The organism is Rhizobium sp. CECT 9324 (assembly GCF_918741265.1).
Classification (GTDB): domain Bacteria; phylum Pseudomonadota; class Alphaproteobacteria; order Rhizobiales; family Rhizobiaceae; genus Allorhizobium.
Genome location: NZ_CAKKMZ010000001.1, coordinates 821,757 through 833,499 on the forward strand (window position 1 = coordinate 821,757; position 11,743 = coordinate 833,499).

Here is an 11,743-nt window from a genome sequence, read left to right on the forward strand (position 1 = left end):
CGCCTTTGGAAAGCTTGTGGTGGAAGTCGCAAACAGCGTTACGAGCGCAAATCATTGTCTGTCTCCGAAGTGTCAGACGGACAAGGCCGCCTGCTGATTGAAAATCTGGGCGCGGTGGGAGACACGCCCAGACAAGCGGGTCAGCCGATATGCTTGGCGAGAAACGCACGCATCGCGGCGCCGATCTCGACGGCATGGGTTTCGAGCGCGAAGTGTCCGCTGTCGACGAAGCGAACGTCCGCCGCCGGCACGTCGCGCTTGAACGCCTCGGCGCCCGGCGGAATGAAGAACGGGTCGTTCTTGCCCCAGACGGCCAGCACGGGCGGCTGATGCGCGCGCAGGTAGGCCTGGATGGTGTCGTAGAGCGCGACGTTGGTCTGGTAATCGAGCAGCAGGTCGAGCTGGATTTCGTCGTTGCCGGGGCGGGCCAGGTAGAAATCGTCGAGATTGCGGCCGTCGGGCGAGACTTTGCTCGGATCTTCTACGCCGTGCGTATACTGGAAGAGGGTCGTCTCTGGCGCCAGGAAGCCGCGCAGCGCGTCACGGTTGGCCTGGGTCGGCTCGCTCCAATAGGCCATGACCGGCGCGAAAGCATCCGACACGCCTTCGACATAGGTGTTGCCGTTCTGGGTGACGATCGCGGTGATCCGCTCGGGATGCTTGACCGCCAGCCGGAAGCCGACGGGGGCACCATAGTCGAACACGTAGATGGCGAACTTGTCGAGACCGAGCACCTCGGTAAAGCGGTCGACAACGTGTGTGATGTTCTCGAAGTTATAGCCGAATTGGTCGCGGGACGGCTGTTCGGTCATGCCGAAGCCGGGCAGGTCCGGGGCAACGACATGGTAGGTGTCGGCCAGTTCGGGGATCAGGTCGCGGAACATGTGGCTGGCGCTCGGGAAACCATGCAGCAGCAGCACGGTGGGGCGGCTCACATCGCCGGCCTCGCGGTAGAACAGCTTGAGGCCATCGACATCGACGGTGTTGAAACGGACGGTCATGGAAATCTCCTTGATTTGAAGGTGTGCCGAAGGGTTTGCAGGCGCGGCTGCGCGCCCGCATCGTTTGGTACTGGACGTGTGGGAAGGATCAGGCGGCGGCGGCGGTGCGCACGGTCACGACCGGGAAGTCGATTTCGGTCTTCAGCGCTTCATTGACGTAGTTGGTGAAGGTGTTGAGCGCGACATGGGCGATGATCTCGACGATCTCCGCATCGGAGTATCCCGAGTCCTTGAGCGCCCGGATATCGGCGTCGGTCGCCTGTCCGCGCCCGCGGGCCAGCTTGACGGCGAAGCGCACGGCTACATCCGCCTTGACATCGTTGGAGGCGCCATTTCGGTTGGCCGTGATTTCTGCGTCGTCGAGCTTGGCGAGGTTGCGGGCGATATAGGTGTGGGCGGACAGGCAGTAGCCACAACCATTCACCTCGGCAACCGCGAGCGCGATCCGTTCACGGGTTGGTGCAGCAAGCGCGCCTTTGCCGAGGGCGCCAGAGAGGCCGAGATAGCCTTCCAGGGCCGCCGGGCTGTTGGCGACGATACGAAACAGGTTCGGCACGGTGCCGAGTTGCTTTTGCACGGCCGCCAGCAGGGCTTGTGATTTTTCGGGGGTCTGTTCGGTGGCGTGAGTTGGAATTCGTGACATGTGCTTTTCTCCTGAACGGGTTGTCTTGCTGTTGCAGGATTGAAGTACCCCCTTCCGTATCCGGTAGGCAGATGTTAAGTGCGAAAGCCTAACTTCCGTAAAACGAGAGGGGACGATGGACAGGTTCGAGGCAATGCGCACGCTGGTCGCGGCCGTCGATGGGGGGAGCCTGTCCGCAGCGTCCCGATCTCTCAACGTTCCCCTTCCCACCGTCAGCCGACGCGTTTCCGACCTCGAAACGTTTCTCGGATCGCAGCTCGTCGTCCGTACAAGCCGGAAGCTCCTGCTTACGGAAGCTGGCACGGCCTATGTCGCATCGGCGCGAAGGGTACTTGAGGAACTGTCGGAGGCGGAGCGCGCCGCCTCGGGTGAATATCGTGCGCCGCGCGGCGAATTGCTGGTGACCGCGCCGATCGCATTCGGCGCACTCCATGTCGCGCCGATCGTCCACGATTTTCTCGGCGCCTATCCTGAGGTGACAGTGCGGCTTGTGCTGTCCGACAGCACCATCGATCTCATCGAAACGCACGTCGATGTCGCGGTCAGGATCGGCCGCCTGCCGGACAGCTCGCTGGTGGCGCGCAAGGTCGGCGAGATCCGATGGGTCGTCTGCGCAAGCCCGGATTATCTTGAACGGCGAGGCAAGCCGGAGACGCCCGATGCTCTGGCCCACCACGACTGCATCGCGTTTGAAGGACTGCAGCGCTACCGGGAATGGCCGTTCACGGACGGGAATACCCAGCAGCAAGTGACGATCAATCCTCGCTTCTCGGTCAACACCGCGGATGGCGTCGTGAGCGGTGCAGTCTCGGGTGTTGGCATCGCCCGCGTGCTTTCATATCAGGCAGCGGCAAGCGTCAGGGCGGGGTCGCTCTTGCCGATATTGGTGGATCACGCCCCCCCGCCGATGCCGGTCCACCTCGTCCACGCCGCGCATCAGCAGCAGCCGTTGAAATTGCGCGCCTTCCTCGATTTTGTCACGTCACGGCTGCAGCAGCGGCTCCAAGCCATTTCGCATGACATTGCCGGTGCAGGGCAAGGCACTTCGACAACCCCCTAACCAACCCACACGCGACCGCATCACAATGGGGAAGGCGCGCCAGGCCGAAGATGGTGCCCCAGCGAACGGGCCCCCATCCTTTCGAAACGCAGAATCGCGTCGCCGGAATGAGCAATCCGCGAAAGATGATCACCACTCTTGACGATGCGTGAGTGATCAGTCATCTTTTGAGCGAGGATGATGGCAAATGGCGCGACCTAAAAGCGAAGAAAAACGTGATGCGATCCTGACGGCGGCGATGACGTTGGTTGCCGAACACGGTCTTGGTGCGGCGACGGCCGAAATCGCCAAGGTCGCTCAGGTGCCGCACGGATCGGTGTTCACCTACTTCGGAACGAAATCCGCTTTGCTCAATGAACTCTATGTCGAGTTGAAGACGGACCTCTCTGAAGCCATCCTGGAAGCGATGCCTGGCGACGGCGATGTTCGCGGGCAATTGCATCATCTGTGGGCGCGTTGGACGGACTGGGGCGTTTCCAATCCGTCGAAGCGGCGAGCCTTAGCCCAACTCGGGGTGTCAGACCAGATCACCGAAGCCAGCCGCAAGGCGGTGGCAGTCGTCGCAGGCCCGGCCGTCGCAATCGTACACCGCGCACGATCGGCCGGCGCGTTGCGGGATGCACCTCTGGCCTATGTCGGAGCGCTTGTCGAAACGATGGCAGGCGCAACGATCGATTTCATCATCCACGACCCCGGCCATGCGGAAGGTGTCCGCGACGCTGGATTCGAGGCCCTTTGGCAGGCATTGCGCTAATTTTTCACCATATAATGAGTGTCTACTCAGTCATAAAAGGAGCTGTTCCATGAAAGCTATCCAAGCCACCCAGTTCGGCAGTCCGAGCGTCCTGACGATCGTCGATCTGCCCGATCCGAGCCCGGGACCGGGCCAGATCGCGATCGACGTCACGCACGCGGCGGTTGGTCACGTCGACCTCCTGTTTCGCCAGGGGCAGTTCAAGGATGTGCCCGGCATGGCGCAGCCGCCATTCGTTCCCGGCCTGGAAGTGGCCGGGACGGTGCGAGCGCTCGGCGATGGGGTGACCGGCTTTGCGATCGGCGAGAAGGTCGTCTCTATGTCGGCCGGCGCTGGCACCGGCGGGTATGCCTCCGTGTATATCGCGCCCGTGCAGGGCGTTGTGTCGATCGAGGGCTCCCATGTCGATCCTGCTCTCGCTGTCGCGATGATACCCAACGCCGCGATGGCCCATGTCGCGCTTACTCTGGTTGCCAAGCTCGTCGAGGGAGAGAGCGTGCTGGTGCAAGGCGCCCTTGGCGGCTTCTCCTCCGCATTCGCTTGTATCGCAAGGCAGCTCGGCGCGTCACGTGTCGTTGGCACGGTCCGTTCAGGCAGGCTGGAAGCAGCGGCAAACACGAAACTGCCCTACGATCGGATCGTCGATTCCGCCGAATTGCCCGGTGCGCTCGAGGGTGAAAAGTTCGATGTCATCATCGATCCTGTCGGCGGTGCCGTGCGCCGCCAGAGCTTCGCACTGATGAAGCCGGGCAGCCGTCTGATCGTCGCCGGCAATGCCAGCGGTGACTGGACCCATGCTGTCAAGACGAACGACCTCTGGCTAGGCAGCATGACCGTGGCCGGATTCAATGCGGGAGCCTTTCTGCCGTCGCACCCACAAGCTACCCGGCCAGGTCTCGAGGCAGCCTTGAAGGCGGTAGCCTCAGGACTGTGCGACATTCCGGTCGATCTACTCCCCTTCAGCGAGGCCGTGACCGCTCACGAACGGATGGAGAGCCGCGATCTGAACGGCCGGATCGTCCTGACACCGCAAATGTAATTAACCGCGGCATACATTGCTTGCGGTGATTGCTTTTGGCAATTGTGCAAACGGCCTTGACGCAAAGCCAGGGCCGTTCGCACAAGGCTAGCAATCAGTTGGCATTGAAAGCGATTGATGTGTGTTCGGATCTATTCCGAACCGTCATCGCCGATCGAAACATATATTCCGCCAAATCTGCGAAGGAGTGTCCGGCTGTATCCGAAACGACGCCCCGTCACTCCCACTCGATCGTCCCAGGCGGCTTCGACGTCACGTCATACACCACGCGGTTGATGCCGCGGACTTCATTGATGATGCGGGTCGCGGCGCGGCCGAGGAATTCCATGTCGTAGTGGTAGAAGTCGGCGGTCATGCCGTCGACGGAGGTCACGGCGCGCAGCGCGCAGACGAATTCGTAGGTGCGGCCGTCGCCCATGACGCCGACGGTCTGCACCGGCAGCAGCACGGCAAAGGCCTGCCAGATCGCGTCGTAGAGACCGGCCTTGCGGATTTCGTCGAGATAGATGGCGTCCGCCTCGCGCAGGATGTCGAGCTTTTCGCGGGTGATGCCACCCGGGCAGCGGATGGCGAGGCCGGGACCCGGGAACGGGTGACGGCCGATGAAACTATCCGGCAGGCCGAGTTCGCGGCCAAGCACGCGCACCTCGTCCTTGAACAGTTCGCGCAAGGGTTCGACGAGCTGCATGTTCATGCGATCGGGAAGGCCGCCGACATTGTGGTGGCTCTTGATCGTCACCGACGGGCCGCCGGTGAACGACACGCTTTCGATCACGTCCGGATAGAGCGTGCCCTGGCCGAGGAAATCGGCGCCGCCCAGCTTCTTCGCTTCATCCTCGAAGGTCTCGATGAACAGGCGGCCGATGATCTTGCGCTTGGTTTCCGGGTCGCTGACACCTTCCAGCTCGCCGACGAAACGATCGACGGCATCCACATGGATCAGGTGCAGGTTGTAGTGTTCCTTGAACATGGCAACGACGTCGGCTGCCTCGTTCTTGCGCATCAGGCCGTGGTCGACCAGGATGCAGGTCAACTGGTCGCCGACCGCTTCATGGATCAGAAGCGCTGCAACCGAAGAGTCCACGCCGCCCGACAGCGCGCAGATGACACGCTTGGTCCCGACCTGGTCGCGGATCGCCTGCACCGCCTTGGCGCGGTAGGCGTGCATCGTCCAGTCGCCCTTGAGGCCGGCAACATTGTGCACGAAGTTCTGGATCAGCTTGGCGCCATCCGGCGTGTGCACCACTTCCGGGTGGAACTGCACGGCGTAATATTTCTTCGCCTCGTTGGCGATGAAGGCAAAGGGTGCATTGGGCGAGGTCGCGACGACTTCGAAGCCCGGCGGGATCGCGGTGACGCGGTCGCCATGTGACATCCACACCTGGTGACGCGAGCCGACGGACCAGAGGCCTTCGAACAGACCGCAATCCTTTTCGATTTCCAGGAAGGCGCGACCGAATTCACGGTGATGGCCACCTTCGACCTTGCCGCCGAGCTGGGCGCAAATCGTTTGCTGGCCGTAGCAGATGCCGAAGACCGGAACGCCGCTGTCGAAGATCACATCCGGGGTGCGAGGGCTGCCCTCGTCCAGCGTCGAAGCGGGGCTTCCCGACAGGATGACCGCTTTCGGCTTCAGCCGCTTGAAGCCTTCTTCCGAAGTCTGGAAAGGGACGATTTCGCAGTAGACGCCGGATTCGCGAACGCGTCGCGCTATCAGCTGCGTCACCTGGCTGCCGAAATCGATGATGAGAACGCTGTCGGGATGTGCTGTCTGGGTCATGCCGAGCCTTTAAAGAAAAGTGGCCGGTCTTTCAACCGCAGAATGCCGGCTGCGCCTGAATTTTTGATAAGGGTTATCAGAACCAGAAGACGCCGTCTTCCAGCGCCGACTGCAGGCCATCGACGGCCAGCGCCAGCTTCTTGTCGATCAGATGCAGATACTGCGTCCAATCATCGATGTGATTGACGTCGTTGCGGCCGTCGGAAATGCCGCGCAGGCCGATCAGCGGCAGGTTGAAGGCATGGCAGGCGCGCATCACGGCAAAACTCTCCATGTCGACCATGTCGGCGTCGATCGCCTGATAGGCGGCACCCGAGACGACATTGGCGCCGGTCGACAGGCTGGCGGCCGGGATGCCGGGGATGCGCAGCGGCAGGTCGACGGAGACAGGCAGGTCGAGAAAGGGTGTCTTGCCCTTCTCGAAGCCAAAGGCCGAGGCATCCATGTCGCGGTAGGAGACGGCGGACACCTGATAGACTTCGGCCTGCGTCAGCTTTGCCGAACCGGCGGAACCGAGCGATACGACGAGATCGGGCAGGTCTGCTGCGTGCTCGAGGCGGGTCAGTTCGCGGGTCAGCACGACGGCCGCCTCGACAGGTCCGACGCCGGTCATCAGCGGCGTGATCCGGGTGCGCAGGAAGACGCCATACTCGGCGTCGGCCGCCATGACAAAGAGCACCGATTTTCCGGAAATCGATCTTTGTTCGTATCTCATCCGGAAATACCCTCGCGACCGCGGATGACCATCATCGTGCTGGTCATCGAGGCGATCAGTTTGGCAGGGCCGTCGGTCAGCGCATAACCGCGCCCATCGGCAACGATGATATTGGAGCCGGGCTTGGTGATCTCGCCGCGAAACAGAAACCGGTCGCCGCGCCCAGGCGACATCAGGTTGACCTTGAATTCGATGGTCAGGAGCGAGGCATCGGGCTCGATCACGGTGTAGGCTGCGTAGCTGCAGGCCGTGTCGAGGGCGGCGGAAATCACGCCGGCATGCAGGAAGCCATGCTGCTGGGTCAGTTTCGGATCGAAGGCCAGCTCGATCTCCACCACGGCCTGGCTGATGCGTGTCAGCTCGGCCCCGAGCGTTTCCATCGCGCCCTGCCGGGCGAAACTGGCCCGGATCCGTGCGTCTACCGTATCGCTGTCAATGTCTGTCATGCTGCCTGCCCCTTCGCAGCGGCGAAATTGCCATGCGCGGTTGACACAGGCAAGCGCCGCCGCGGCAAATTCAGTTCAGCAGGAAAATGCTGGCGTTGAGAAGCGTCGCGAAGCTCACCCAGGCGAGATAGGGGATGAAAAGCAGCATCGATGGCCTGTCGATCGGCTCTGCCTTGCGCATGAAGACGACGGTCGTCGCCAAAAGCATCACGATCACCACCAGCGCCAGGCCCGGCTTTTCCAGACCGAAGAACGATGGCGACCACAGCATGTTGAGCGCGATCTGGGCGAACCACAGCTGCATGGCAGCCGACCGCGGTGCCTTTAGCCAGATCCGCGCGCCGGCAATAGCGATCAGCACATAGAGCAGGGTCCAGACCGGCCCGAAGATCCAGGGCGGCGGATTGAAGAATGGCTTTTCGAGCGTCTGATACCACTCGCCGGGCATATTGGTGAGGCCGGAGAGAAGCCCGGCACCGACGACGACGAAGATGAAAAGGCCATAGGTCAAGATGATGCGCATGATCTCAACTTAGAACAGTGGCGCCGGAACTCAAGGAGTCAGAGGCGGGTAATGTGCTGGTCGAAGGCGACCGGGCTCTGCGTGCCGAGGAAATCACCGCGATAGGAGGAAACGGCAAAGCTTGCGGGAGATGCGGCAATGCCGGCAGCGTCGGTCAGGATCGTTTCCGACAGCAGGCGTCCGTCGCTTCCATCGAGCACAGCCCATAGGCCGTTTTTCGGCGAGGCAATGCCGACAAGGCCCTCACTCCGGTTGACCGCAATCGCCCCGACATAATTGCCGAGCCGGTCGGTCGTATCCTCCGGCAGATGGATGAGCGATAGGCCTTCGCCCTTGCCAAAATGGCCGACCAGCGGCGGCCGGTCGGTGCGCGGTCCCTCATACTGGCAGGCAAACCAGATCCTGCCATCGGCTGCGATATCGAGATGACGGGTCGACAATCGAGAGAGTTCGGCCGGCAGTGTATGCTTCTCGATCAGGGTGCCGGTCCTTGCATCCGCCAGCACCAGCGACGGTTCCATGTGATCGAGATTGAGCTTGGTGCGGCCGAAATCCGGATGGGTTTCGATACCGCCATTGGCGATCACCAGCATCGATCCGTCGTCGGTCACCGTCATGTCATGCGTGCCGATGCCATGCGCGGGGATCTCCCCGATGCGGGCAAACTCTGACCGCGTATCGTAGATCCCGATCATGCCCCGATTGGCGGCAAAGTCGTTTTCGCTGGCATAAAACAGCCGGCCGTCCGGCGAAAAGGCGCCGTGGCCAAAATAGTGCCGCTCGTCCGGTGCGTGGATGATCCGGGGTTCGATCTGGCTTTGGCTGTCGAAGACGACGGCAAATGTGCCGGGACGGCGGGCAAAGGCGACGGAGAGACCCGTTGCCTTGCTGTGGCAGAGGCCATGCACGCGACCGGGCAGGGCGATTTCGTCGATCAGTTCGCCAGTTTCGCTGACAAGTCCGATGGCAAAGCGGCCGTCAGCGCGCTTCAGGCCGGAGGCATAGACGGCATCAGCCCGCGACAGCGCAAAGGCGGAGCGCGGCGCAAGGCCGGCCACAAAGGCGAGCCCCGCTGCCCGGATGAAGGATCGCCGGTCGATCAGGGCGCTGCCGATCATCTCAGTCTCCGTCGGAAAACGAGAAGCCGGCGGCAAGGCCGATGCCGCCGCCCAAGTCATTATTGAGGCGCAGGATCAGGTCGCGGCTGTTGAGCAACAGGAAGTCGAGCTTGGCCGTTTCCGCCGGATCGGCAAGCGCCTCTTCGACATCCGGCTGGATATCGTTCACCACGCGCAGCAGCGAGCGGGCGACAAAATCGATCGAACTGACGGTGGAGCGGCTGTCTTCGGCGAGCAGATCGACCATGCCCGATGCCTTCATCAGGTCACGCACGCCTTCGAGATTGCCGGCGATCGAGCGGAAGCTATTGCCCGAGCGCCAATAGATCGCCTGCCGCGGCAGGGCTTTTTTTGCGTCGCCCTTGTAGAAGCTCTCCAGGCGCTGGTCGCGGATCGTCTCTGCCGCATGCACCAGGATACCGAGCAGCGCGTTGGCGGCTTCCTTTTCGTCGCGGAACAACGGATTGTCAGCTCCCGGTTTTTCCCAGGCGGCCTGGACGCCATCAGGTGCATCCCACGCCGCCGAAAGTTCGCCGCCGAGCCGTTCGAGATTGGCGGCAATTGCCGCGCCATAGCGGCAGCGATAGTTGCCTTGATCACTGCTCAGAACCTCATGCCCCGTTCCGAACAGCACAAATTCCAGCGCGCCCAGGCCCTGCATGGCGACGCTCTTGTCCTTCAGCGTCGCCATCTGCGTGACGCTGTCATCCGGTTTGGCAAGCGCCGCCTGAACCTGTTTCAGACCGGTGCTCTTGCGGTCGGGAAAGAACAGCACACGCTCGAATCGGTTGTCCTCGATCACCGGGCCGACGCGAACGATCTCGATCCGTGACCAGGCATCGATCGTGTCGTTGAAAGCGCCGTGGGCAGCGTCGACGGAGGCGGCCGACGGCGTGGCGCACAGTGCTTCCATGTTCGCGTTGAGCCTCCCTGCCGTCGCATGGAACCGGTGATAGCCGGGGCGAATGAAATCATCGACCGCCCGCGTCATCACGCTTGGCACCAGTGCGGTATTCAGCACGGCCGGGCCGGCATTGCTTTCCTGTGCCATCGCACCGGAGGAAATCGACAGGGCAAGGATCAGGCTCGCCAGGGCAAAACGCATCAGAGAGACTCCAGGAATGTGATCAGCGCCTTCCGGTCGTCCGGCGCCTGGGCTGCAAAGGCATCGCGGGCATTTTGTGCTTCGCCGCCATGCCAGAGGATGGCTTCGGTCAGGTTTCGCGCCCGCCCGTCATGCAGGAAGAACGTATGCCCGCTGACGGTCTGGGTGAGACCGATACCCCAGAGCGGCGGCGTGCGCCACTCCTGTCCGCTGGCATCGCCAACCGGCTGACCATCGGCAAGGCCATCGCCCATGTCATGCAGCAGGAAATCGGAATAGGGCCAGATCAGCTGGAAGGCCTGGGCCTTGTTGCCGGCATCGCGGCGCGTCACGTATTTCGGCGTGTGGCAGGCAATGCAGCCGCTTTGATAAAACAACTGCTTGCCGCGCAGAACGTCAGGGCTTGAGACATCGCGCCGGATCGGCGGGGCAAGGTTTTCGGCGTAGAAGGTCACCAGCGCGAGCACCGGATCGGGCGCTTCCGTGTCGCCGAGCCGGGGCTGCACGCCGGTTGGCAGAGACGTGCAGGCGGTTTGCAGCGCCGTGCAATCGCCCCAATGCTTGGCCGTGTCCGGCGTGGAAATACCGATATCGCCGGCAAAGGCGCTGGCACTCTGGTCCCGCACAGAGCCGTTCTGCGCCTTCAAGCCGAAGCGGCCGAGCACGACCTCGCCGGTGCGATGGTCGCGTGCCCGTGCCGCGCGGCCGGAAATGCCGTCCGTGTCGCTATCGTCGGGATCGGCGTGTGAACGGATATCTTCGGGTGCGATAGCCTCGATCAGGCCGAGGCCTGTCATCGGATTGGCGATGCGCGGCGACAGCGTCGTGTGCGGGTCCAGTGGACCATAGGCAAGGTCGGCGACGGAGTAATGAGGCTTGCGCAGTGAGACGGTCTGCCCGCCTGCCAACGTTACGGTATTTTCCTCATAGGAAATGACCATCCGGCCTTCCGCGGCAAGGCCGGGCACGGCCTGATCCTGTAGCTGCGCACCATAGACCGGGTCGGGGAAGCTGACGATATCAAGCGCATCGAGCCGCGCCTGCTCTTCGGGCGTGGCGGCCGGGCGGGCCAGTCGCAGGAACATCGAGGTCGCATCCCTGTCGGCCTCGGGCGGATGGCCGCGCCCGTCCTTCAGGTGGCAGCTCTGGCAGGCGCGGGCATTGAACAGCGGGCCGAGCCCGTCGGACGCCTGGGTGGAGGAGGGCGACGACACCCAGAGCTTGCGGAAGAGGGCATTGCCGAGCTTGAAATCCTGCTCTTCGGCAAAGGTGATGTTTTCGGAAAACTGCGAAAAGGCATCGGCATTGGGCGAATGCCGTGATGTTGCGGCACCCGCTGCCATCGCTTCGAAGGCTTCGGCCGCTTCGAAGTTGGTCGTCGGTGCAGTCACCTTCGCGACCCGCGCCCGATCCTTTTCAGTGAGATCGGGACGGTTCGGCTGGTTATCGGCCCGGGAGGGGGAAAGCACAAAGCCAAGCACGACCGCGAAGGAAACGATTGCCGTGCAGGCGGAAATATGGCCCCGCGCGAGGCGGAAAAACTTGTTCATGCGAGGATC

Annotated in this window: 12 protein-coding genes; 3 read left to right on the forward strand and 9 right to left on the reverse strand. The window is 62.5% G+C overall.

Annotated features, from left to right (window positions below; all coding sequences use genetic code 11):
• Positions 1–140: 140 nt before the first annotated feature.
• Complete coding sequence (locus LQ231_RS03895; protein WP_230170361.1) at positions 141–1,001, reverse strand: alpha/beta hydrolase; 861 nt, start codon at positions 999–1,001, stop codon at positions 141–143.
• An 88-nt stretch (positions 1,002–1,089) separates the two neighbouring features.
• The gene (locus LQ231_RS03900; protein WP_230170362.1) at positions 1,090–1,644 is read right to left on the reverse strand and encodes a peroxidase-related enzyme; all 555 of its coding nucleotides are present in this window, start codon (positions 1,642–1,644) and stop codon (positions 1,090–1,092) included.
• Positions 1,645–1,759: 115 nt separating this feature from the next.
• On the opposite strand from LQ231_RS03900, the gene LQ231_RS03905 reads away from it, so the two are divergent.
• The 3 genes from LQ231_RS03905 (at position 1,760) to LQ231_RS03915 (ending at position 4,497) form a co-directional block, all read left to right on the forward strand.
• A complete protein-coding gene (locus tag LQ231_RS03905) occupies positions 1,760–2,704 on the forward strand; it encodes a LysR family transcriptional regulator (RefSeq protein ID WP_230170363.1) in 945 nt (314 codons plus the stop codon).
• A gap of 187 nt (positions 2,705–2,891) precedes the next feature.
• Positions 2,892–3,458, forward strand: coding sequence for a TetR/AcrR family transcriptional regulator (locus LQ231_RS03910; protein WP_230170364.1), 567 nt, complete (start codon positions 2,892–2,894; stop codon positions 3,456–3,458).
• Between the two features lie 49 nt (positions 3,459–3,507).
• A complete protein-coding gene (locus LQ231_RS03915) occupies positions 3,508–4,497 on the forward strand; it encodes a zinc-binding dehydrogenase (protein WP_230170365.1) in 990 nt (329 codons plus the stop codon).
• A 217-nt stretch (positions 4,498–4,714) separates the two neighbouring features.
• On the opposite strand, the gene guaA is transcribed toward LQ231_RS03915, so the two are convergent.
• From guaA to LQ231_RS03950, 7 genes are all read right to left on the reverse strand, one after another.
• Entirely contained in the window at positions 4,715–6,277 is a 1,563-nt protein-coding gene (guaA, locus tag LQ231_RS03920; protein WP_230170366.1) for a glutamine-hydrolyzing GMP synthase, read from the reverse strand.
• Positions 6,278–6,353: 76 nt separating this feature from the next.
• Entirely contained in the window at positions 6,354–6,992 is a 639-nt protein-coding gene (locus LQ231_RS03925; protein ID WP_007605494.1) for a 5'-methylthioadenosine/S-adenosylhomocysteine nucleosidase, read from the reverse strand.
• Positions 6,989–7,438 carry a PaaI family thioesterase gene (locus tag LQ231_RS03930; RefSeq protein WP_230170367.1) on the reverse strand — a complete coding sequence of 150 codons (450 nt, stop codon included), beginning with the start codon at positions 7,436–7,438 and terminating at the stop codon, positions 6,989–6,991. The genes LQ231_RS03925 and LQ231_RS03930 overlap by 4 nt, the downstream gene beginning before the upstream one ends.
• A 70-nt stretch (positions 7,439–7,508) precedes the next feature.
• Positions 7,509–7,961: a TspO/MBR family protein gene (locus LQ231_RS03935; protein ID WP_230170368.1), complete on the reverse strand. Its 453-nt coding sequence runs from the start codon at positions 7,959–7,961 to the stop codon at positions 7,509–7,511.
• 38 nt (positions 7,962–7,999) lie between these two features.
• Positions 8,000–9,079 (reverse strand): DUF1513 domain-containing protein, encoded by a 1,080-nt coding sequence (locus LQ231_RS03940; RefSeq protein ID WP_230170369.1) that lies wholly within the window; start codon positions 9,077–9,079, stop codon positions 8,000–8,002.
• A 1-nt stretch (position 9,080) separates the two neighbouring features.
• Entirely contained in the window at positions 9,081–10,184 is a 1,104-nt protein-coding gene (locus LQ231_RS03945) for an imelysin family protein (protein WP_230170370.1), read from the reverse strand.
• Positions 10,184–11,734 (reverse strand): di-heme oxidoredictase family protein, encoded by a 1,551-nt coding sequence (locus LQ231_RS03950; RefSeq protein ID WP_230170371.1) that lies wholly within the window; start codon positions 11,732–11,734, stop codon positions 10,184–10,186. The genes LQ231_RS03945 and LQ231_RS03950 overlap by 1 nt, the downstream gene beginning before the upstream one ends.
• Between the last annotated feature and the right edge of the window lie 9 nt (positions 11,735–11,743).